This is a genomic window from Psychrobacter sp. NPDC078409 (assembly GCF_050268505.1).
Taxonomy (GTDB): Bacteria; Pseudomonadota; Gammaproteobacteria; order Pseudomonadales; family Moraxellaceae; genus Psychrobacter.
On the sequence record NZ_JBNNGW010000007.1, the window covers coordinates 41896 to 64775 of the forward strand.

The 22880-nt window shown below is 44.1% G+C and carries 17 protein-coding genes; 11 read left to right on the forward strand and 6 right to left on the reverse strand.

All coding sequences use genetic code 11. The features are described from left to right. Positions 1-12 precede the first annotated feature (12 nt). The gene (gene cueR, locus ACQKC9_RS12660) at positions 13-405 is read right to left on the reverse strand and encodes a Cu(I)-responsive transcriptional regulator (RefSeq protein ID WP_197101096.1); all 393 of its coding nucleotides are present in this window, start codon (positions 403-405) and stop codon (positions 13-15) included. Between the two features lie 51 nt (positions 406-456). Continuing rightward, complete coding sequence (locus ACQKC9_RS12665; RefSeq protein WP_427622096.1) at positions 457-2976, reverse strand: heavy metal translocating P-type ATPase; 2520 nt, start codon at positions 2974-2976, stop codon at positions 457-459. 422 nt (positions 2977-3398) lie between these two features. Between ACQKC9_RS12665 and ACQKC9_RS12670 the strand changes: the two genes are divergently transcribed. Further along, on the forward strand, positions 3399-4112 hold the full coding sequence (locus tag ACQKC9_RS12670) for a DarT1-associated NADAR antitoxin family protein (RefSeq protein WP_427622098.1): 714 nt from the start codon (positions 3399-3401) through the stop codon (positions 4110-4112). Positions 4113-4267: 155 nt separating this feature from the next. On the opposite strand, the gene ACQKC9_RS12675 is transcribed toward ACQKC9_RS12670, so the two are convergent. After that, positions 4268-5158 (reverse strand): LysR family transcriptional regulator, encoded by an 891-nt coding sequence (locus ACQKC9_RS12675; protein WP_427622100.1) that lies wholly within the window; start codon positions 5156-5158, stop codon positions 4268-4270. Between the two features lie 192 nt (positions 5159-5350). Between ACQKC9_RS12675 and ACQKC9_RS12680 the strand changes: the two genes are divergently transcribed. The 6 genes from ACQKC9_RS12680 to ACQKC9_RS12705 all read left to right on the forward strand — a co-directional run bounded on the left by ACQKC9_RS12680 (position 5351) and on the right by ACQKC9_RS12705 (position 13038). Next, positions 5351-5737: a RidA family protein gene (locus ACQKC9_RS12680; protein WP_427622102.1), complete on the forward strand. Its 387-nt coding sequence runs from the start codon at positions 5351-5353 to the stop codon at positions 5735-5737. A gap of 48 nt (positions 5738-5785) precedes the next feature. Further along, on the forward strand, positions 5786-7261 hold the full coding sequence (locus ACQKC9_RS12685) for an aldehyde dehydrogenase family protein (RefSeq protein WP_427622104.1): 1476 nt from the start codon (positions 5786-5788) through the stop codon (positions 7259-7261). 106 nt (positions 7262-7367) lie between these two features. Continuing rightward, complete coding sequence (locus ACQKC9_RS12690; RefSeq protein ID WP_427622106.1) at positions 7368-8357, forward strand: membrane dipeptidase; 990 nt, start codon at positions 7368-7370, stop codon at positions 8355-8357. Positions 8358-8553: 196 nt separating this feature from the next. Beyond that, the gene (locus ACQKC9_RS12695; protein ID WP_427622108.1) at positions 8554-10248 is read left to right on the forward strand and encodes a BCCT family transporter; all 1695 of its coding nucleotides are present in this window, start codon (positions 8554-8556) and stop codon (positions 10246-10248) included. Positions 10249-10580: 332 nt separating this feature from the next. Then, positions 10581-12329, forward strand: a complete 1749-nt coding sequence (locus ACQKC9_RS12700) for a hypothetical protein (protein WP_427622110.1) — start codon at positions 10581-10583, stop codon at positions 12327-12329. Next, positions 12313-13038, forward strand: a complete 726-nt coding sequence (locus ACQKC9_RS12705) for a DUF3726 domain-containing protein (RefSeq protein ID WP_427611228.1) — start codon at positions 12313-12315, stop codon at positions 13036-13038. Before ACQKC9_RS12700 ends, ACQKC9_RS12705 begins: the two co-directional genes overlap by 17 nt. 50 nt (positions 13039-13088) lie before the next feature. Here ACQKC9_RS12705 and ACQKC9_RS12710 read toward each other — a convergent pair whose 3' ends face one another. Beyond that, the gene (locus ACQKC9_RS12710; protein WP_427622112.1) at positions 13089-14015 is read right to left on the reverse strand and encodes a LysR substrate-binding domain-containing protein; all 927 of its coding nucleotides are present in this window, start codon (positions 14013-14015) and stop codon (positions 13089-13091) included. Positions 14016-14176: 161 nt separating this feature from the next. On the opposite strand from ACQKC9_RS12710, the gene ACQKC9_RS12715 reads away from it, so the two are divergent. The 3 genes from ACQKC9_RS12715 (at position 14177) to ACQKC9_RS12725 (ending at position 17308) form a co-directional block, all read left to right on the forward strand. Further along, positions 14177-14623 carry a DoxX family protein gene (locus ACQKC9_RS12715; protein ID WP_427622114.1) on the forward strand — a complete coding sequence of 149 codons (447 nt, stop codon included), beginning with the start codon at positions 14177-14179 and terminating at the stop codon, positions 14621-14623. Positions 14624-14698: 75 nt separating this feature from the next. Then, positions 14699-15526, forward strand: a complete 828-nt coding sequence (locus ACQKC9_RS12720) for a DODA-type extradiol aromatic ring-opening family dioxygenase (protein WP_427622116.1) — start codon at positions 14699-14701, stop codon at positions 15524-15526. Positions 15527-15799: 273 nt separating this feature from the next. Next, positions 15800-17308, forward strand: a complete 1509-nt coding sequence (locus ACQKC9_RS12725; RefSeq protein WP_427622118.1) for a carboxylesterase/lipase family protein — start codon at positions 15800-15802, stop codon at positions 17306-17308. A 319-nt stretch (positions 17309-17627) separates the two neighbouring features. Here the strand turns inward: ACQKC9_RS12725 and nirD are convergent, their stop codons facing one another. Then, positions 17628-17978 (reverse strand): nitrite reductase small subunit NirD, encoded by a 351-nt coding sequence (gene nirD, locus ACQKC9_RS12730; protein WP_427622120.1) that lies wholly within the window; start codon positions 17976-17978, stop codon positions 17628-17630. 136 nt (positions 17979-18114) lie between these two features. Then, positions 18115-20715, reverse strand: coding sequence for a nitrite reductase large subunit NirB (nirB, locus tag ACQKC9_RS12735; RefSeq protein WP_427622122.1), 2601 nt, complete (start codon positions 20713-20715; stop codon positions 18115-18117). 641 nt (positions 20716-21356) lie between these two features. On the opposite strand from nirB, the gene ACQKC9_RS12740 reads away from it, so the two are divergent. Then, a complete protein-coding gene (locus tag ACQKC9_RS12740) occupies positions 21357-22865 on the forward strand; it encodes a NarK family nitrate/nitrite MFS transporter (RefSeq protein ID WP_427622124.1) in 1509 nt (502 codons plus the stop codon). Positions 22866-22880 lie beyond the last annotated feature (15 nt).

Genomic DNA, 22880 nt, shown 5'->3' on the forward strand with positions numbered 1-22880 from the left:
ATTTTATATAAGCTATTTAGCTTGCCCAAGATCATCCAGAATAGCGCAATCTGCATTATCATCACCTGCGCAATGATCAAAAGAGTTCTGTAGCGAATTGACCATCTCCTGCAATTGGGCAATTTTTTGGTTTAACGTTTCGATATGCTCTTGTGTCAACTGCTTAACATCCGCGCTCTGACGGTTGGCATTTTTACGCAGATACAGTAACTCTTTCATTTGCTTGGATGAGAATCCCAAGTCACGAGAGTGTCTTAAAAAGCATAAGTCGTCTATATCGTCTTTAGAATACAAACGATACCCTGAGTTCGAACGATTGACTGTTTCTAGCAAGCCAATCTGTTCATAGTAGCGAATCATTTTGGTAGAAATACCTGATTGCTTTGATGCTTGACCAATATTCATATTTATCCTCCTAACTTAAAAAGGGACTCAAATAACAAAAGGGTTTAACCATTAAGGTTTAAACCCTATATGGATATCCTTTACGATTCTATATTCACTCTGTAATGACGGGGCCTTAAAGTACTTGAGGCGTAACGCATTACCTAATACGAAAACAGAAGATAGCGCCATTGCGCCTGCCGCAAAAATGGGTGAGAGCAGGATACCAAAGGCGGGATACAAGACACCTGCAGCAATCGGAATCAAAGCAACATTATAAATAAATGCCCAAGCCAGATTTTGTCTGATATTACTGATGGTGGCTTTACTCAAAGCAATCGCAGTAGGCACACCTTGCAGACTACCTGACATTAGCACCACTTCAGCCGCCTCAATCGCCACGTCTGTGCCTGTACCAATGGCCAACCCAACATCGGATTGAGCCAATGCAGGGGCATCATTAATACCATCACCAACAAATGCCACTCGGCCATATTGTTCTTGCAACTGGCGTATTGCATCTACCTTGCCTTCGGGCAACACTTCTGCCCCTACCTGATCGATATTTAATTTTGCGGCAATCGCTTGGGCTGTATGGCGATTATCGCCTGTAATCATGGCCACTTTTAAGCCTAACTGATGTAGTGCGGCGATGGCGGCATGAGTCGTCTCTTTAATAGGGTCGGCAACGGCAATGATAGCGGCCAATTGCTGATCAATAGATACATAGAGTGGGGTTTTACCTTCTTGCCCCAAAAGTAGCGCACCTTGTTCAAAAGACGCAACATCAAGCCCCAATTGCTGCATGTAACGATCTGCGCCAATATGAATCACTTGGCCTGCCACGTTTGCTTGGATACCCAAACCTGTCATCGCCTCAAAGTCAGTGATAGGGAGCAGTTGAATATTCTGTTGTTCTGCGGCTTGAACAATGGCTAAGGCAATTGGATGCTCAGATTTTGCTTCAACCGATGCCACCACACGTAAGACTTGTTCTTTCTCAAATCCTTGTTGGACTTGAAAGTCTGTCAAGGTAGGTTTGCCTTCAGTCAATGTACCTGTTTTATCAACGGCAACCACGCTCACATCCTGAAGCATTTGTAGCGCTTCACCTTTACGGAATAGCACACCCAATTCTGCACCGCGACCTGTACCGACCATAATAGAGGTGGGAGTGGCCAATCCCATTGCACAAGGGCAGGCTACAATGAGGACGGCAACCGCATTGATTAAACCAAAGGTTAAGGCAGGGTCAGGGCCAAAAATCAACCAAACTATAAAGGTCAATGCTGATAAAAACATCACCGCTGGTACAAACCACAGGGTGACTTTATCCACCAATGCTTGAATCGGTAATTTAGAGCCTTGGGCTTGTTCTACCATACGAATGATTTGCGCTAATACAGAATCTTCACCAATGGCCGTTGCCCGAATATTCACGGTGCCGTTTTGATTGATAGTACCGCCGACCACTTGATCGCCTGCTTGTTTTTTCACAGGGACAGGTTCACCCGTAATCATAGATTCATCAATATAACTGTGACCGTCGACGACTTCGCCATCGATAGGCACACGCTCGCCTGGACGAATCTCAACTATCATTTGTGCGGTGACGTTTTCTACAGGGACTTCAATGACTTTGCCATCTTGATGTACACGGGCGGTCTTTGCCTGCATGCCTACTAAATGCTGAATGGCCCCAGAAGTACGCCCCTTGGCTTTTGCTTCAAAATAACGACCTAATAATATCAAGCTCACAATCATAGCAGCGGCTTCGTAATAGACGTGCACCGTGCCTTCAGGTAACGCTTGCGGGATAAAGGTCGCTATGAGGGAAAAGCCATACGCTGCGATCGTACCAATCGCCACTAGCGAATTCATATCTGGCGCAAAACACAATAAGGCTGGCACGCCTTTTTGATAAAAGCGTCGGCCTGGAAAAAGCAGTACTAGTGTGGTCAGAACAAACTGTATCAGCCAACTTTGCTGTGTGCCGATGTTATTCACTACCCACATATGAAAGGCGGGAATCATATGCGAGCCCATTGCTAGAATGAATACGGGCAGTGACAACAGCGCAGAAAGGCCCAAATCTCGTTTAAGCTGATTTTGCTCCGATGCTTTCTTATCTTGTCGACCACTTTGGTCTTGTTCTACAAGCTTAGCCTCGTAGCCCGCTTTTTTAACCGCCTCAATCAATTCACTCGTTTTTATTTGAGCATCGCCTTTAATCCAAGCACGTTCCGTCGCAAGGTTGACCGTGGCTTGTTGCACGCCAGCGACTTTGGCCAAGGATTTTTCTACTCGCCCAACACACGAGGCACAGCTCATGCCTTCTATAGATAGCTCGATAGGCTTGGTTTCAGTTACCTTATAACCTGCGCGCTCTACCGCTTTGTTTAATTGGGTAACATCTAAAGGCTGAGATGAGTAAACAGTCGCCTGTTCAGTGGCAAGATTTACCTCGGCGTTTTCAACATGTTCGATATTTTTTAGTTGTTTTTCGATACGCCCAACACAAGAGGCACAACTCATGCCTTCAATGCTCAGCACTTCATGATAAGTAGGGGCTTTAGTATTTTCTGTTTTCATAACAACCTCTGTCGTTTTTAACTATATTTTTAATCTTATTTTCAAATCTATAGCGACAGCATATAGGTTGACATCATGGTAAGGTCAAGCGTATTTCTATAATACTTTTAAACCCGTTTATAGTAGCGTCTTATATTTATCTTTGAATATAAAATAGCTCGATTATGGTTTATTGTTGAAGGTATGGCGGCATTAATTCTAAAATAGGGCAGGATAAATGACTGATAATAAGATAAACTGCCCAGCGAGCGCTGATAGGGTTCGATAGCTCTCGATCAATTCACTGTATTTGGCTGCTAGCGAATAAAACACCAATAATAAACACGGCTAGCAATGACATAGTACACCGTCAACAGCAGGTGATATTAGCACCGTTAACACAAAACATTTATACAAGACCATTGATATTAAGGCACATCACTATGGAAGAAGTACCAAATACGATAGAACAAAGACCCGTATTCATGCCCAAAGTCAACAGTGACAATTTGGTAAAAACAGACATGGTTATGTTTGAGCGACATGTGGGATTTGCGACCAGACAAAAGAAAAAATCCATCAATGACTTACAACAAGTCATTCGCAAAAAGTATGGATTTAAGAATGTGTTAGAGCTATCTAGTAAATCTGGTAATAAGCTAAGTTTTCCGCTAAGCCCGTTTAGCTTAAAAATTACCGATGAGCATGATGGCAATCCATATAGTGTCGAAAATGCTTTTCAAGCCAGTATGGTTTTTGAAGATGGTGGTCCTTATACGGATTTGCTAACAGTAGCGCCAAGACAAGCCAGAAAGGATGAGCGATTGATGACCTCGGGCGAGCTCATTGGTTACAACTACTTTGGTATGGAGTGGGGCGTAGAGCCGTTAACAACATTTTATGATTGGCTTTACGTGAATGCGCTCAAACAAAACCCTCAGCTGCACGAAGAAGTGATTCAATATCAGGGGTTTACTGATATTACCTTTAATCCTAAAAAATCTATCCATAGTGCAGCGTATGCGTTGGCGCTGTTTGTGGCACTGCATAAACGAGAGTTGCTCGATAATGTTGAAGATCCGATGACATTTTATGATTTATGCAATAATTTTAAAATCAGTAATACTGAGCACCTACTAGAAGAAGGTTGGATCTGATTATTAAATCAGTGCTCGCGTAAGTTTGCTTGAACCAAAAGCTACGATACATGATGTATCGTGGCTTTTTTATGTCTCTATATTTAGCCATTTTTAGCCCATTTAGATGACTATCGAGTGAATTGAAGACACGCCCTAGTAAACATACTTAAACATTATAGCCAATAGTTCTCTTGGACATAGGCGATACAGAGATCATAAAATGCTTGAGCTGGGGGAGAGATAGATTTATCAGCAAGTTTAAAGATACCGATTTGCCGGTTTAAAGAAGGGTCAACTAAATCTATCCAAACGAGTTCCGGCTCATTCGCAGGGAAGGCAAGCTTGGGTAAAGTAGTGATACCTAGATTATTACGCAATAAAGAAAACAGCGATGTGATGTTTTCTACCGTGTACCTTGCCCTGCGATTGAGCGCTTCAGCTGGCGTGTTTTCGAGTAATCTGCAAGTGCCATTATAAATAAACGGCTGCGCCATGAGTTGCTGCCATGTTAGCCCGTGCGATTGATTTAACTGGTTGTTTAGCTCATTACTTTGCAGACAGACCACGCCAATTGGGTCTGATATGAGTAAAGTAAAATCTATATTCGTTTGATCAATACTGGTGCAATTGCCCAGTGCCAAATCAATTTCTCCGGCTAACAATCGATTGGCCACACCGACAGAGTTATCATCTATCAGTACAATCTCAATATCAGGATATTTTTTTGAGTATTCGACCAATACGCTAGGTAACAATTTAGTCACTAGCGACGGTACGCTTGCAATCCTAATCTTACCTTTTTCGCCGGACGCAGAGGCTTTTAAGTCATCTTCTAGCGCTTGATAAACGCTAATAAACTGCTCAATCTTTGGTAAGCAGGTTTCACCGAAAGGCGTGAGTAGAGCTTTGTTTCCTACTTCAAATAATCGCTGTCCTAAGGTTTTTTCCAATTCCTTTATTGAGGCTGACAAAGCAGCTTGCGAACGGTTAGCGCGATCAGCCGCCGCACGAAACCCTCCTTCTTCCACGACAAATAAGAAATGACGCAATTGCTGTAGCTTCATATTCAGACCATCCAAAACTATTCTTTAATAATCTATCTTAAATGATAGATTAAATCTATCAAAATTCAAATTTAATTAGTTAGATTTATCGTTGCTAATTGAGTAGGATAAGTCATGTAGCAATTAGCAGTGACTAAATAAATCTCAAATCGCTTACTGCTGAAACCACTTATCAAAGGACATGACAATATTATGACTCACTCAAACAAACAGGCCGTTAAAACCTCGCTTTATGCGTCTAAAGCACCTTTGGAGTGGGCCATCACTAATAATGGAACCTTATACACTGCCCAAATTCCTATCGATGAAAATGGTGATGTGGTTGCAGGTGGTATTGAAACGCAAACTCGCCAAACACTAGACAATCTTAAGCACACGCTAGAATGTGCCAATGTTGGCATGGATGCAGTTCTACAGGTAATGATCTACGTAACCGATCGCGACCATCTAAAAACTGTCAATCAAATTTATGCTGAATATTTTGAAGCACCTTATCCAAATCGGGCAGCATTGGTAATAGCTGGCTTGGCTCGTGAAGAGATGCTGGTTGAGCTGGTCGTATATGCCGCTGTGCCTTAAATCTAATTTTAATATTCCATCTTTTAATACTTTATCAAGGAAGCTCTTATGTCAGCCCAAACGACCCAAAAGATATTGCAACAAGACCCAACCAAATCACTTTACATCAACGGTGAATGGCAAGCAGGCGTAAATACCGTTGCCAATATCAACCCATCTGATATCACTGACACTATCGGTGAGTTCGCCCAAGCGAGTAGCGATCAAGTCAAAGACGCTATTGCTGCTGCCCGTCACGCTCAGCCAAAGTGGGAAGCGACTTCTTTAGAAAAGAAGCAGTCTATCCTACAAGCGATTGGCGATGAAATGATTGCTCGCTGTGATGAGTTAGGTACGCTGTTGTCTCTTGAAGAAGGTAAGCCATTCGCAGAGGGTCGGGGTGAAATTTATCGCGCAGGTCAGTTCTTTCATTACTATGCAGCCGAGGTACTGCGTCAAATGGGTGATACAGCTGATTCAGTGCGTCCTGGTGTCAAGGTCGAAGTCACCCGCGAAGCAGTCGGAGTGGTTGCCATTATTTCACCTTGGAACTTTCCAACGGCCACTGCTGTATGGAAAATCGCGCCAGCACTAGCATTTGGTAACAGTGTCATTTGGAAGCCTGCCAATTTAACGCCAGCTAGCGCGGTCGCATTGGCTGAAATCATTCATCGCCAAGGCCTGCCAGAAGGTACGTTTAACCTGCTATTGGGCGGCGGCTCGTCAGTCGGTGATGCGCTCATCAATTCTACAGACATTGATGCCGTTAGCTTTACCGGATCTGTACCAACAGGTCGAAAAGTCGCTGCTGCTACTGCACCAAACTTTATCCGTTGTCAGCTTGAGATGGGCAGCAAAAACGCTTTGGTTATCGCTGACGATGCCGACTTGCAAGTTGCTATTGATGCAGCGGTCGCTGGTGCGTTTGGTGGTTCAGGGCAGAAGTGTACGGCTTCTTCACGTCTTATCGTGATGGACGGTATTCACGATGCGTTTGTAGACGGTGTGATTGCCAAAATGAAAACCTTGAAGGTCGGTCATGCGCTTGAAGACGGCATCTTCATGGGGCCTGTCGTCGATGATAAGCAGCTGGCATCAAACATGGACTGGATCGAAAAAGCCAAGCAGTCTGGTGCTCATTTAGCGTTTGGCGGTGAGCGTTTAGAGATGTCGCATGACGGCTACTATATGTCGCCTACGTTGTTTACTGAGACGGATAACAGCTGGGATATCAACCAAGAAGAAGTGTTTGCCCCGCTGGCGTGTGTCTTGCGTGTCAAAAATCTAGAAGAGGCGATTGCGATGACCAATGATACGCGATTTGGTCTGACGGGCGGCATCATCACCCAGAGCTTACGCAGCAGTGCAATGTTCAAAGAGCAAGTACAAGCAGGCTGCGTCATGGTCAACCTGGCAACTGCGGGTACTGACTATCACGTGCCATTTGGTGGTCGTAAACAGTCAAGCTTTGGCCCGCGTGAGCAAGGTCAATATGCCAAAGAGTTCTATACCATCGTCAAGACCGCTTATCAAAAAGCGTACTAGGGATGTCTTAACAAGAATGCTCGTCGCTATCTGAACGATGCTGTACCAAAAGGTACTTACTTGCTAAAGATAGCGGCTATCGATAAAAGTACTAAAGGGAATTGATATGTACCAAGACCATATCGTCATTGACGGATTACAGTATAGCCATTGGGATCGCGACTACTTCAAGATGCTACAAGCCAGTGGTATCAATGCGGTACACGCGACCTTGGTCTATCACGAAGACGCTCGCCAAACCATGAGCCGCTTTAGCGAGTGGCACACACGCTTTGAGCAAAACTCAGATCTTATATTACCCGTGTACTCAGTGGCTGATATTAAAACGGCAAAAGAGCAGGGTAAAGTTGGCATCTTCTTTGGCGCGCAGAACTGCTCACCAATCGACGATGAAATTGGTTTGATTAGTGTGATGCGTCGTCTGGGTCTATTGATTATGCAGCTGACTTACAATAACCAGAGCTTACTAGCGACAGGTTGTTATGAGCAGAATGACAGCGGTATTACTCGTTTTGGTCAGCAAGCCATCGCTGAGATGAATCGTGTCGGTATGATTATTGATATGTCACACAGCGCTGAGCGTTCAACGCTTGAGGCGATAGAAGTGTCATCGCGTCCGATATGTATCAGCCATGCCAATCCAACCACGGCTCATGATGCGCTGCGTAATAAATCGGATACGGTCATTAGTGCCTTGACCCAAGCAGGCGGATTGTTAGGGTTTAGTTTATACCCGTTTCATTTGCCAAATGGCAGCGCATGTACGCTCGATGACTTCTGTACCATGATTACCAATTGCGCTGATAAGTATGGTGTGGAGCATTTGGCGATTGGCAGTGATTTATGTCTTAATCAACCGCAAGCTGTACTTGAGTGGATGCGTAATGGACGTTGGTCAAAAGCGATGGACTATGGCGAAGGCAATGCCAGTAATTCAGGTTGGCCAGATACCTTGCCATGGTTCGCTGGCAAAGACGGTATGGAAAACATCTATAACGGTCTGCTAAAGCACGGTTTTAATGAAAGCGATGCTGGAAAAGTCATCGGTCAAAACTGGTTCGATTTTTTAGAGCAAGGTTTAAAGCCTTTGGCTTAACTAGCTATTTAAAGAGTCATTTTAGTCAATGGTTGCTCGAAATCGCTATAAGACGACAGTCGTGTTATAGCGTATATCTGTTTGAAGTAGGTAATTTAAATTAGATAGGTATGTATAGTGAGGTTGTTTTATCGCACCCTCATTGCTACCACTCTGATCTAAAACGCAACGTTAGCATAGTATATGGAGCCACATCATGGCCGATTTAAAGGGATTTAATCAAAGTGAGCAAGGACGCTCAACTCCTGTTAATCAAGGAACAAGTGAGTCTGAAGCCGCCGCTATTTCTACCGATACGTTAGGCCTTAAAAATCCTGCATTTTGGTACAGTGGCGGATTCATTGTGGCCTTTGTTTTGATGGCGATTTTCGCAGAAGCGCGCTTAGCAAAAATAGTCGAAGTGGGCTTCTCGTGGTCCGTCAAAATATTTGGGCCTTTTTGGCAGATATTGCTATTAGCTACCTTTGTCATTGCTTTGGCCGTCGGTGCTGGTCGTACAGGACGTGTGATTTTAGGCAATTTACCCGTACCTGAAATAGACAGTTTTAAATGGATGGCCATTCTTTTCTGCACACTATTGGCTGGGGGCGGGGTTTTTTGGGCTGCCGCCGAGCCCATCGCGCATTTTGTGTCAGCACCGCCTTTATACGGTGAGTCAGCCGATCTACAGCAGCGCGCTTTTAACGCCTTATCTCAATCATTTATGCATTGGGGGTTTTTGGCGTGGGCGATTGTAGGTAGTTTAACCGCGATTGTGATTATGCATCTGCATTATGACAAGGGTTTGCCGTTGAAGCCGCGTACGTTGCTGTATCCAGTATTTGGTGAGCGTGTGCTGACGGGTCAGACGGGCGCAATTATTGATGCTTGCTGTATCGTGGCGGTTGCTGCCGGTACTATCGGTCCTATTGGTTTTTTAGGCTTGCAAACCAGCTATGCGCTGAATGAATTGTTCGGTATTCCCGATACGTTCACCACTCAGCTCATTATCATTGTCTTTGCTATCGCGTTCTATACGTTGTCTGCGATCAGTGGCCTGACACGCGGTATGCAGCTACTTAGCCGCTTTAACGTTATGTTGGCGTTTGCACTGATGGTCTTTATCTTACTCTTCGGACCGACCAATTTTATTGTCAATGGTTATATCCAAGGTGTGGGTACGATGATTGACAACTTCGTTCCAATGGCGACCTTTCGCGGTGATGAAGGTTGGCTGAGCTGGTGGACGGTATTCTTTTGGGGTTGGTTCTTGGGCTACGGTCCGATGATGGCGATATTTATCGCTCGCATCTCACGCGGGCGTACTATCCGCCAACTGATTACCACCGTCTGTATTATTGCACCGCTTGTCACCTGCTTTTGGTTCACCGTCGTTGGGGGCTCTGGTTTAGCGTTTGAGATTGCCAATCCAGGAAGTGTGAGTAGTGCCTTTGAGGGTTTTAACTTGCCAGGTGCGCTATTAGCCGTCACGCAGCAACTGCCGTTTCCTTTGATTACCTCGATATTGTTCTTAATTTTAACCACAGTGTTTATCGTTACCACGGGCGATTCGATGACTTATACCATCAGCGTGGTCATCAGTGGCGAGCGTGAACCAAACGCCATGATTCGTACCTTTTGGGGCATCATGATGGGTGTGACAGCGATTGTTTTAATCTCGCTTGGTTCAGGTGGCGTGACAGCATTGCAGTCCTTTATCGTCATTACGGCAGTGCCAGTTTCTTTTGTCCTGCTGCCTTCATTGTGGAATGGACCACAAATCGCACAAAAAATGGCACGAGAGCAAGACTTGTATCGTCCTAACAAAGTAGAGGTAAGACATAAAATCAGCGAAGAAAAACTTGCTAAAGCGTCTACAGAAAACAAAATCTCTGCAGAAAAAAGCTTATAAAAAAAGCATGACATAAAAAACTGTGTGATGTTCTAGGGCGTGTCCTCATTTTAAAAATGGTGATAAAAATGAGATAAATTGCCGTCAAACAAGGAAAATAGTGCAGATAATATCGAGATATTGACTAACTATTTGACGATGTTTGGCAAAGTTTAGCTGTTTTTAGCCCATTTAGAGGACACTCGTTTGAATTGAGGACACGTCCTAGATTATTAAACGGTAAATACTAAACTAGCCTCTATCTATACCGCTGATTTCTTATTTACCGATAGATATTATTAAGAGTATTAACGAAGCTGCTGGCTCGATATATTAGGTAAGGTAGTGAAATTATGAATATGGTTTATACAAATAATGCAAATAATAAAAGTATCGATGTCAAACCGCCTTCACTGGGTACAGGTTTTCGTACTCGTGATGTGATTATGGATGCCCAAAGATTGGGTGCGATGCATCAAACCCGTATTAGCTTTGTGCGTACATTACTACGCAAGATTGATAAAGAAAAATGGACGCTCAGTACTCATTTGTGGGATTTAGATGAGAATGGTTATGGCAAAGTTATCTATCGTCTACATACGCCAGAGCATCTATATCATCTGGTGGTGTTCTGCAACGAGCTAGCTGATGAAGAGCGTAACGATAGAGTCATTGCCCAAAAGTGGGATGTGACATTTGGTCTGGTGTTTGGCGAGATAAGCGGAGAGTTACTAGATAACTTACAAGCCAATGTGCCGTTGCAAGAAGCAGGTCGCAACTCTAATATGTTGATGGTGCTGGCACGTGCAAATAAGAGCGTACGAGTCTTTGATCATATTGTGAGCTCACTCGCTGCCGGTCAGCAACCAGATTTGGATGTGTTGGCGCAAGTGGGTTATATCTTGCGTACCACGGCGGTCTATGGCAATGGTAAATTTGGTATTTATGATTTTAAACCGTTAGACCATAGCGCAGACTTTGACCAATCGTTTCGCGCGCAGATGTGTGCCGTGTATTTGCTGCGTGAGTTTAGTCTAGACTGGGTCGATTATTTGGCGCAGAAAAAGGGCAGTAGTAAAGCGGTTGCACTGCATCCAGAGATTAAGCGTTATTTGGGGATTGGTAATGCCACTGGTTTGGGTATGGCGCCGTATTTGATTAATCATCCTTGCGTGGTTGATCAATGGCTGACCACCCGTGAGGAAGCACTGCAAGCGACATTGACTTGTCAGATTGAACCCAAAGAAACGGCGCATTTTGCCAGTTTAATCAAACGTGCTATTCAGCATTTTGGCGAGATTGTCACCATCAATGAGCAGCAAATAAAACTCAATGAAACGGTCGTCACAGAATTAATGGTACTACAAAACAATTTGATGACTACCATCAATCACTATGTGACATGGGCGGAGTTCTTGCAAGCGCACCATGATTTGAGTTTTGAGAGCCAAGAGGTCATCATTTCTTGCTTGATGGAGCTGTATCCTGAGCGTGTTGATGCGTTTCAAGAGAAAATAAATGCCGATGAAAGCTTGTCGCTACCGAAGGGTAAGGTAATTCAAGATTTGATTGATGTACTGGAGCGACACTATCAATGGGCGATTAATATTGATTTTAGCCAGCCTGAGAATAGTCATTGGTTTTGGTATCGTTCGGTGGATAAAGAAGAGCCACGCCTAGGTGTGCGCGGGCAAGAGGTAGGCGCAGATCGTGAGCTTGCCCTAGACATCGCAAGGCAAGCAAACAAGCTGTACTTCGCGCTCAAACAAGTCAACGCTCAACAACTGATATCTGAGTTTATTCTAAACCAACCAAAGTACCGCTCAATTGCGCGCCGTGTTTGGACAATGGGGCATAAACAGTTGGGTGATATTCAGATGAATGTCTTACACAAAGACGCGTTACCTATGCATCTGTTACGGTGTAAATTGTCTATGTTTGGTGCGACCAAGTTTGATCCGAGATCAGATCGCTGGGTACGAATCACCTTGTTCCAAGGTGCACCTTTATTTGCAGAAGTGCATAGTGATGAATGGCTGTTTCCTTTATTACCAGATTTGTCGACAGAGCAGGGAGGTTTGACTCATGATCGTATCGCATAATGAAATCGTAGCAATGGTGTATAAAGCCTTTACTGGGATGCATCGAGAAGTTGGGGAGGCTGATATAATCGCTACGATGGTTGCTGAATTACAGATGGCAGGCTTGGATGGCGTCAGACACTTTAACAATGCTAGCCCGTATATTCTAACTGAGAGCGATACGCCAATTGATATCGTCCATCAAGAGGATGGAGCTATGCGTTTAGATTTGCACGGTAGTAGCTTGGCGTGTCACTTACCGACGATCATCGATTACGCTCTTGAAAAAATGGCTGATTCAGCACACTTTCATATTTACTTGCAGAATTGTCATAACCGCTGGCTGGCTTATAGCGAGCTGGTAGGGCTGGCGGCCAAAGGCTATGCTTGTTTGGCCAAATGGGACAATGGCTCTGTGCCCAAACACACGTTATTTACATTGAATCAAGGGTTTGTCTATCCTGACCTTTACTTTTTTGACAAGGCACAATCAAATTACAATACCAATGATATGGTTATTGAGATTGCGACTCAAAACTTCGATATCGAACATGATATCCAGCATTTCGATCGTAAAATATCGACAGACGAGCTGTTTGAAACCCATCAGCGCGCATGGAAAGAAGGCATCTATGTCGATGATGAACAGTGGGCGATACTCAAAAAAACGGCAGCGGCTATATTGGTTGAAAATAGTGAAGCATCTAGTCGCGGCGCGGGCGGAGTATAAAACCAAACCTGTTAGTTATGCTACGAAACAGATTTTTGTATGGTGAGTAATTAGTTGTTTGGCACGTGCGCTATATTCTCATCCCAATATGGCGGTGTACCATAGTAGTTGGTCATAAAGTCGATAAAGCACCTGACTTTGTGAGGTAGTAGTTTTCTATGAGCATAGACTGCATACAACCCTAAAGGGTCAGGTTCATATTCTGGCAACACTACGACCAACTTGCCAGTACTTAATGCTTCGCTAGCAATGAAAGTCGGCTGTAATATCAATCCTCCGCCTGCAATAGCTGCTTCAACGAGTACGTCGCCATTATTGCTATGGAAAACGCTACGTTCTTTGAATTGTTTAGTCTTTAGGTATTTGTAGATTTGACCCTTAGTTTCGACATTCATATAGCTATAATGCAAATAGCGATGCGACTCTAAATCCTCAAGTTGTTTAGGGGTGCCATGAGATTTGAGGTACTCGGGCGAGGCGCATAACACCACGCGAATCGGAGCAATCTGCTTGGCGATAAGCGACGAGCTTTGGAGCTGTCCGATACGCAGGGCAATATCAAAGCCTTCTTCAACGATATCTACTTTTCGATCACTCAACTGCAGATCAACGGTAACTGAGGGGTAGCGCTCCTGAAAATCAGTGATGAGTTTTGCCATATGCTTTAAGGCAAAGGACACGGGAGCACTGATGCGCAGGACGCCTTTAGGATGCTGCTGTAAGCCGCCTAACTGCGATGCCATCTCATCAATACTCAATAAAATCTGCTGCGCGTGCGTAAAGTATTGACTGCCAGCTTCAGTTAGGCTGACTTTGCGCGTAGTGCGGTTGAGTAGGCGAGTATGCAGTTCCTCCTCTAGCTTTGCTACATACTTGCTTACTAGCTGCGGCGAGAGCTGCATCGTAATAGCCGCTTTACTAAAGCTGCCTTCTGTCACTACCGCGACAAAAGCGCGCATGGCATCGATTCTATCCATGTTTATTCCTATAATTCTCTCGATATCAAATCCATTATAAACAGTATGTTGGTAATTATTCAATATAACTGAGCTTACTCTTTTATAGCGTTGATAGTAAAGTGTGCCTATATTGTTTTCGACACTATTTATTCTAATCATACGTTATGGAGTGAGCATCAATGAAATCATCACTATTAAATACTATTTTGACATCAAAAGCTGGAGCAGCGGCCTTAGTGCTTCGTGTACCCGTTGGCCTGATTTTAGCAGCTCATGGCGCCCAAAAATTATTTGGTTGGTTCAGTGGTAATGGGCTAGCAGGTACGGCTCAATGGTTAAGCAGTATGGGTATGGATCCGGGTTACTTGATGGCGATACTAGCAGGCGGTGCTGAGTTCTTCGGTGGTCTAGCTCTGGTATTAGGTCTGCTAACCAGACCAGCTGCTTTAGCCGCAGCCTTTACCATGTTGGTGGCTATTTTTTCTGTCCATATTAGCAATGGGCTATTTGCTGATAATGGTGGTTATGAATACGCATTAACATTGATGGTGGCTACGCTTGCCCTAGCTATTCAAGGTGGCGGTTCCCTCAGTATGGATAAAGTATTATCAGAAAAATTAGGCTAGGTTTTATAATTGTAAATGGGATTATTCAATTATTAGTGAAAATAGCCATTTAAGACAAGCAACAAGGGGAAAGCCATGACAACACTTTTATCTAATGAGCCAGTCAGCCAGCCTGTACTGTTTATACCGCATGGTGCAGGGCCTTGTTTTTTTATGGATTGGCAACCAGCGGATACGTGGCATGAGATGGCAACTTTTTTAAAGGGCATTTCTGCTCGTTTGCCTGAGCGACCAAAGGCTATCTTAATCATTAGTGCCCATTGGCAGACGGCTGAATTTAGTATCACCGCTGGCAAGCAACCTGATCTCATTTATGATTATTATGGCTTTCCTGAGCATACTTATAATTTGACTTATCCAGCCTCAGGCGCGCCAGCATTGGCGGAGCAAGTCAGTAGGCTACTGACAGAGACCGGGGTAGGTAATAAACAAGATGCGGAGCGCGGTTTTGATCATGGGGTATTTATACCGCTTAAGCTAATGTTCCCTGAGGCAGATATTCCAGTGGTGCAGCTATCTTTGCGTCATGATTTAGACCCACAAGCGCATATAGCTGCTGGTCAAGCACTGGCATCATTACGTACAGAGGGTGTGCTAATCGTCGGTAGCGGCATGAGCTTTCATAATATGCGCGGTTATGGCGATACCAGTTTTACTGAACCATCAGAGCGTTTTGATGAATGGCTAACGAATACTGTGGAATCAGCAGATTCGGATAAACGACTCACGGCATTGGTCAATTGGAAAAATGCTCCTCACGCGCTTGACTCACATCCATTAGGGGCAGAGGAGCATTTGTTACCGCTTATGATAGCGGTGGGTGCAGCAGGATATGACAAGGGCCAAAAGATTTACTCCCAGCAAGTGCTAAAAACAAAGTTGTCTGCTTTTCAGTTTGGCTAGATATTACTTTTTAATTTCATCTCAAATCGTTAGTCTGAATTTTCTAGTCGTATATGAGCTCACCATCACGTTATCAAACCCTTACGTTTATCTTATAAAAATTTTGATCAGAGCACGGTATTATTCTAAGGAACAGTAAGCTTCAGGTTGGGTATCCATTTTTACCACTCTCATAAGAAAGACAAGTAAACAAAAAAAGGAATCATAATGATGGCTTTGAACCATATGGTAAAAAGGTTTTGCAAAGCGACAGTCATAATTTTAAGCTTTAATATGGCGTCTTCATTTGCAGCGAATAACGATATAGAAGGACAACAGATGACGGTTTCTGTTCATCAAGGCGAAGTCCAAGGTAAAGTGAATGCCGACGTTACGTCATTTTATGGTATTCCTTATGCTCATGATCCTTTTACAAAAGCGCGTAGGTTTAAAGCTCCTCAGGCGTATGAAAAGTGGGAAGGAGTCTTGGACGCCACAAAAAAAACAGCGCCAGTTCCGCAGCCAGGCAGAGAGCAGACGGTTGAGCTTGTCGGTGCTGCAGGAGACCTTACCTTAAACATATGGGCGCCAACGGCTGCTCTACAATCAAATAAGCAGCTACCTGTGATGGTTTGGATACCTGGCGGCGCTTTTATTCGGGCAGATGCAGGAGAAGAGGCGTACAACGGTACTGGCTTTGCAAGAAACGACGCGATTGTCGTCACTGTGAATTATCGAGTTGGTGTTGATGGGTTTATGCATTTAGATGGTGCGCCAGATAATAGAGGTATTCTCGATCAAATTGCGGCATTACAATGGGTACAGAAAAACATTGCCAATTTTGGCGGTAATCCAGAGAACGTTACTCTGTTCGGTCAATCGGCAGGTGCTGAAAGCGTCGCCATACTGTTGGGCACAGATAAAGCAAAAGGTCTCTTTCAACAAGCAATCATGCAAAGCCCACCAATGCAATTCATGACCATGGAGCAAGCAGATCGAGTTAGCCAAACTTTTGCCAAAGAGCTGGGTGTATCAGCAACGATAAGCGATATCTCTCAAATTCCTCTTGAAACGTTAGTCACTGAAGTTATTGATATTGGTAACACTATAAAGAATCGAGACCAGTGGGGCATGATGTCTTGGGGCGGCACAGCGTTTTTGCCTGTCGCTGATGGAGATGTCATCAAAGAGTCACCTATGAGAGATCTGGCGAACAATACAGATCCAGCCATTCCCGTTATCGTGGGTAGTACGGATCAAGAAGCCAGACTGTATTATGTTCCAGGCGGTGCTATCGACCAAATTCCTGCAACACAAAGATCGCAGTTGTTGAGTGATTTATCTTTGAGTGGTGCATCGCGTGATGTTTACGCGCCAATTAAGAATGAAAAATCTATTGGCGATAGCTTTGCTGACATTCAGTCTGATTACACCTTTCGGATGCCTGCAGTCCATATTGCTGAGCACTTGGTTAACAACGGCAATAAAGTCTGGCATTATAACTTTTCGTGGTTTTCACCAGCTTTTGATGGAAAGTTAGGCGCCGCGCATTTTGTGGATGTACCTTTTACCTTTAATGCTCTTGATAGTGAGCAAGCCAAAAGCTTTATTGGCGATCAACCATCGCAAAAGCTTGCCGATACCATGCATCAGAACTGGATCGAGTTTGCTCGTTCTGGACAAGCACCATGGGATAACTATCGACTAGCAGATCGAGCAACGATGGTATTTGATACTGATTCTAAAATTGTTAACGACCCTGAGCGAGACGTTAGAGTATTATGGAAAGATTATTCGTTCTAGAACGATGATGCCAAGTATATAGCCTGAAGCGCAACTCACAAGCATAAAGCTCTATACGCGGCATGAGCTATCATAACAGCCACTTATGATAGCCATGGATGCATAAGGATTGAAATAAGGCGTAAAGTCTACTTCTAATAAAACTAAAAACGCAAATATCAGCCTTTCAGTTTGGTAGAATATATTGAAACGTTTAATGCGTGGTATTTCAGCGTAGTTGTCAAAAATAAAACATCCTTTGAATCTCAGATTCAAAGGATGTTTTAGATTAATACAGCAATTATTAATGGCATATCAAAATAAGAGATAACGCCGCTTATTATTCGTAGTTTGCCACCACATTGTTTCCATCAAGTTTGAATTTATAAGTATTGAGCACAATACTCTCATCATCTAAACACTGACCAGTAGCTAGGTTAAAGCGTTGCTTATAGATGGGCGAGGCCACATAAAGGACCTCTTTTGCTGTTCCTGTATCATCTGTAATCGTGGTGCCACCAATCAACCCTCGAGACAATACATTGGCTTGACTGAATGGATCGTAGTTATCAAGAGCAAATAAATCGTTTTGTTTGGTGCGAAAAATAGCAATTTGTTTACCATTTATCAGTGCACACACACCAGTTTCAGGAATGATATCGTCAAGTGTACAAATAGTCTGTTGGTTCATGAGGCGGTATCCTTAGTGATGATAATATTGCTCTGTATGAGTGGTAAGTCATGAGTAACAAGTTACGAGTTGCAAAACATGATTCGAAAAACAGCGCCTTGCTTTTTGTGATAACTAACAAGGCACTCATCATTGGCTAGGCCAATTCAACCAGGTTGATGGTTGCTTTTTCCGCATCAGTCGCTGGGCGAATCTGCTCACGATCGGTCACGAAAACGACATTGTCATCGCCTTTCTCACTGTTTACAAAATGACGGAAACGTTTGAGTTTTTCGGTGTCATTAATCGTCGCTGCCCACTCACACACGTAATTGTCGACCAATAACTGCATTTGTGCTTCGAGCTCATCTGCTATGCCCAAACTGTCTTCAATAATGACGGCTTTCAGATAATCAAGCCCGCCATCTAAGCTTTCACGCCACTTTGAGGTGCGCTGTAGCTTGTCCGCTGTTTTGATATAAAACATAATGATGCGGTCGATATATTTGACCATAGTTTCGGTGTCCAGATCGGTGGCGAACAGCTCGCCATGACGTGGGGTGATACCACCATTACCGCAGACAAATAGATTCCAGCCGTTTTCAGTCGCAATCATGCCAAAGTCTTTACTTTGCGCTTCCGCACATTCGCGCATACAGCCTGACACACCCATTTTGATTTTGTGCGGTGAGCGCACGCCTTTATAACGATCTTCTAATCTCAAGGCGAGACCAATACTGTCATCGACGCCGTAGCGGCACCAGTTGTTACCGATACAAGATTTCACGGTACGTAAAGATTTACCATAGGCATGGCCAGTCTCAAAGCCTGCTTGTACCAGTTGCGTCCAAATATCAGGTAATTGCTCCATGCGCGCGCCAAATAGATCGACTCGCATCCCACCAGTGATTTTGGTGTACAAATTAAACTGCTTCGCCACTTGACCCAGTACGATGAGCTTGTCTGCAGTGATTTCACCGCCCGGCACACGCGGTACGACGGAATAAGTACCGTCTTTTTGGATATTACCTAAGTAGTAATCGTTACTGTCTTGTAGTGGTGTCAGCTCGGTTTTGAGTACGTAGTCATTCCAGCACGATGCCAAAATAGAGGCGACTGTCGGTTTACATATCTCACAGCCATGGCCGCTTCCATGTTCAGTCAATAATTCATCAAAGGTTTTGATACCGTGCACGCGAATTAGGCTATATAAATCTTGACGAGAGTAAGCAAAGTGCTCACACAAGTCATTGTTTACTTCAAAGCCCATGGCAGTGAGTTGATAGCTGACCGTATCTTTGACCATAGGGGCACAGCCGCCACAGCCACTACCAGCACTGGTCATGGTTTTTACATCGCTGACGGAGTATGCGCCGTTTTCGACGGCGGAGCAGATAGCGCCTTTGGTCACGTTATAACAAGAGCAGATCGTGGCGGTATCTGGCAGATTGTCGATGCCCATCACGGGTTTTTCAACATTGGGTAGTATCAGGCTTTCTGGGTGTGCGGGTAGGTCAATGTCATTTAAATACAATTGCAATAGGTTGTTATAGTCTTCGGTGTCGCCTACCAATACGGCACCAAGCAAGCGTTTGTTATCAGGTGTGGTGACCAGTTTTTTGTAGATGCCTTCAGCAGGATTTTGATACAGATAGCTTAAACTGCCGTCACTTGTGCCATGTGCATCGCCAATACTGCCCACATCCACACCCATCAGTTTTAACTTGGTACTCATGTCGGCGCCTGTAAATATTTGCTTGCTATCACCAGCGATTTGCGCGGCACAGATACTGGCCATGTTGTAACCGGGAGCCACCAGACCAAATACTTTATTGTCCCATACGGCGCACTCGCCTACGGCATAAACATGATCGGCATTGGTGCGACATTGCTCATTAATCAAGATGCCACCGCGCCCGCCCATTTCGATACCGCATTCGGGGTTGTTTTTGATGAGGCCATCTTGCGGTCTAATACCAGCGCTAAACACAATCATATCAGTCGTTAGAGAGGTGCCATCTGTAAACTCCATGGTTAAATGTTGTTCATCACCGCTGGTGTCATCAGAGTTCGGCGCAGTATTAGACAGAATCTCTTTGGTGTTTTTCCCCGTCAGTACTTTGACACCAAGTGCTTCTATTTTTCGCTTTAAAATCTCACCGCCAGCGGCATCAAGCTGAACGCCCATCAATTGCGGCGCAAACTCGACCACATAGGTATCCAGCCCTAGCGTCACGAGCGCTTTTGCGGCCTCAAGCCCCAGTAGACCACCACCAACCACTACGCCTTTTTTGACAGTGGGCAGCTCCGCAATCGCTAAAATCTCATCTAAATCCGCAATGGTTCGGTATACGTGGCAATGCGGATGCTCGCAGCCTGGGATGGGCGGCACAAAAGGATATGAGCCAGTTGCTAGCACCAACTCAGAGTACTCAATAATCTCGCCTGCCTCAGTAGTAATACGCTGCCTGGCCGAATCGATATCTACAATGCACTGATTCAAATGCAAATTAACTTTTGATAATTCGTAAGCCGTTAAATCTACTAGGTTCAGCTTACTGGCATCTTTATGTTCAAAGTAGCTCGACAAATAAACACGGTCATAAGCAGGGCGGTCTTCTTCAGCAAATACATGAATGTCAAATTGCTGGTGCAGTCCTTGCTCAATTGCTCGTTCAATAAAGTGATGACCGACCATACCGTTGCCAATCACCACTAAATTGCCTTTGTTTTCTGTGTTCAATGCAGTGCTAATCATGCGTCTGTCCTTAGTAATGGGGCTGGTTGAATGCGGACATCGTTTATTTTTTTATCACGCTATAAACGGCTCCGTCTCTCAACAACAGCTGATAAACAGCATTTAATACCTACTATTACAGAGTATTCAATAATCATGCCAGAGCACTTCGATTAGCTAGGTTTTTGCGCGTTGCTATTAGGCATAAAGGTATGCCGTATCGAGACCAGTCGCTTATATACTAAGGTTTTTATGTCAGCATGATTAGCGTTGCTATTTGCCAAAAATCAGGGTGAGCACGATTGTTAATGACAGCGATATCAAAAATTAATGCACCAAAATAGTTACTGCTGTGCCCCAAGTTGGATGTTATTGCTGTTTATAAGGGAGGCTGATGGAGTGTTTTAAATCTGCTTTATTAATGCTTTATTAGCATAAGTGTCAGGTGTGGTGATGGTTATAGACCCACCAGTAAAGGCGCTTGGATAATTAACGAGTGCTGATCTTTATATGGATCTGGCAGCGTACACAAATAACTGGCATAACCATTGCACTGCTTGAAACATTGCTACTTATCATATTTGAATACTGCATTTTTTGAACACTTAGTACCTTTAGTACGTTGTCAGAACCCTGAAGTTAATCATTTGAGGAAGTTGCCTATGTCATCATCAGCCCCCGTTGCATCTAGTAAAGACAAACTTAATGTTTTGTCATTTACGGGTAAAAATAAAATCCTTCATTTAGGTTGGATGGCATTTTTCCTTACCTTTTTTGTATGGTTTAACCATGCACCATTTTTATCAGCGATTGGAGAAACGCTCAATCTGAGTAAAGACCAAATCAAAACGTTACTCATTTTAAACGTGGCATTGACTATTCCGGCCCGCGTGATTATCGGGATGCTGACAGACCGTTTTGGCCCTCGTATTGTTTATACTGCCATTTTAGCCATTGGTGCTATTCCTTGTTTTACCTTTGCGTTCGCGCAGGATTACAACACCTTGGCACTGTCTCGGTTTTTACTGGGTTTTGTGGGTGCAGGCTTTGTGGTGGGTATCCGTTTGATGAGTGATTGGTTTCCAACCAATGAATTAGGGACGGCTGAGGGTATTTATGGGGGGTGGGGTAATTTCGGCTCAGCAGCAGCGGCACTGTTATTGCCGACTATCGCGATTGGTGCCGCAGCAGTGTTCGGTGGTGATGAAGGGTGGCGTTATGCAACAGCCACGTCAGGGGTAGTGATGGCGATTTATAGCATCATTTTTTATAAGATGGCGCGTAATACACCCAAAGGGGCTACTTATTTTAAACCCAAAAAATCAGGTGCCATGATGGTGACGTCATCAGGTGATTTTTGGTTAATGATGGTTTTTAAATTGCCTATGTATTTGGCATTGGCTCTATTGGCGTGGAAACTATCACCTGATGGTGTGAGCTTGCTGAGCCAGTCTAGTGTCATCATGGTCTATATTGGCCTTGCGATACTGTATGTTTACGAGTTCATCAGTAGTTACCGTTTTAATAAAGAGGTTTTCACCACGCCTGTACCAGTAGCGCATCGTTATGATTTTAAGCAAGTAGGTATCTTAAATATTTTGTATTTTGCCACGTTCGGCTCAGAGCTTGCTGTCGTGTCGATGCTTCCTTTGTTTTACCAAGAAACTTTTAGTTTATCGATTGTGATGGCAGGGGTATTGGCATCGAGCTATGCCTTTATGAATCTCATGTCACGCCCAGGTGGCGGTTGGCTAAGTGATAAGTTTGGTCGCAAAATTACTTTGTTGATTTTGACAGCTGGATTGGCCATCGGGTATCTATTAATGGGCTTACTTGACTCAACATGGCCACTTGCACTGGCATTGTTAATTACGATGTTTTGCTCGTTCTTTGTACAGGCAGGTGAAGGCGCTGTTTTTGCGGTGATTCCTCTGATCAAACGCAGTATGACAGGGCAGTTTGCAGGGATGACAGGTGCGTATGGCAATGTTGGATCAGTGGTGTATTTAACGGTGCTAAGCCTGGTGTCTTATCAAGTGTTTTTCTTTGTAATTGCCGCGACAGCAGTGGCTGGATTCTTTGCATTGTTTCTCTTAAAAGAGCCAGAAGGCATCATTATTGAAGAGATGCCAGATGGCACATTTGCCGAAATACAAGTGAGTCATAGATAGTATGGGGTGACGACA

Excerpts from the sequence above, each read along its gene's own strand:
- ACQKC9_RS12705 (WP_427611228.1), top strand. The coding sequence starts at position 12,313 with ATGATCGTATCGCATAATGAAATCGTAGCAATGGTGTATAAAGCCTTT.
- ACQKC9_RS12685 (WP_427622104.1), top strand. The coding sequence starts at position 5,786 with ATGTCAGCCCAAACGACCCAAAAGATATTGCAACAAGACCCAACCAAA.
- ACQKC9_RS12675 (WP_427622100.1), bottom strand. The coding sequence starts at position 5,158 with ATGAAGCTACAGCAATTGCGTCATTTCTTATTTGTCGTGGAAGAAGGA.
- ACQKC9_RS12740 (WP_427622124.1), top strand. The coding sequence starts at position 21,357 with ATGTCATCATCAGCCCCCGTTGCATCTAGTAAAGACAAACTTAATGTT.
- ACQKC9_RS12700 (WP_427622110.1), top strand. The coding sequence starts at position 10,581 with ATGAATATGGTTTATACAAATAATGCAAATAATAAAAGTATCGATGTC.
- ACQKC9_RS12695 (WP_427622108.1), top strand. The coding sequence starts at position 8,554 with ATGGCCGATTTAAAGGGATTTAATCAAAGTGAGCAAGGACGCTCAACT.
- ACQKC9_RS12690 (WP_427622106.1), top strand. The coding sequence starts at position 7,368 with ATGTACCAAGACCATATCGTCATTGACGGATTACAGTATAGCCATTGG.
- ACQKC9_RS12725 (WP_427622118.1), top strand. The coding sequence starts at position 15,800 with ATGGCGTCTTCATTTGCAGCGAATAACGATATAGAAGGACAACAGATG.
- nirD (WP_427622120.1), bottom strand. The coding sequence starts at position 17,978 with ATGAACCAACAGACTATTTGTACACTTGACGATATCATTCCTGAAACT.
- cueR (WP_197101096.1), bottom strand. The coding sequence starts at position 405 with ATGAATATTGGTCAAGCATCAAAGCAATCAGGTATTTCTACCAAAATG.
- nirB (WP_427622122.1), bottom strand. The coding sequence starts at position 20,715 with ATGATTAGCACTGCATTGAACACAGAAAACAAAGGCAATTTAGTGGTG.
- ACQKC9_RS12665 (WP_427622096.1), bottom strand. The coding sequence starts at position 2,976 with ATGAAAACAGAAAATACTAAAGCCCCTACTTATCATGAAGTGCTGAGC.
- ACQKC9_RS12680 (WP_427622102.1), top strand. The coding sequence starts at position 5,351 with ATGACTCACTCAAACAAACAGGCCGTTAAAACCTCGCTTTATGCGTCT.
- ACQKC9_RS12715 (WP_427622114.1), top strand. The coding sequence starts at position 14,177 with ATGAAATCATCACTATTAAATACTATTTTGACATCAAAAGCTGGAGCA.
- ACQKC9_RS12720 (WP_427622116.1), top strand. The coding sequence starts at position 14,699 with ATGACAACACTTTTATCTAATGAGCCAGTCAGCCAGCCTGTACTGTTT.
- ACQKC9_RS12710 (WP_427622112.1), bottom strand. The coding sequence starts at position 14,015 with ATGGATAGAATCGATGCCATGCGCGCTTTTGTCGCGGTAGTGACAGAA.
- ACQKC9_RS12670 (WP_427622098.1), top strand. The coding sequence starts at position 3,399 with ATGGAAGAAGTACCAAATACGATAGAACAAAGACCCGTATTCATGCCC.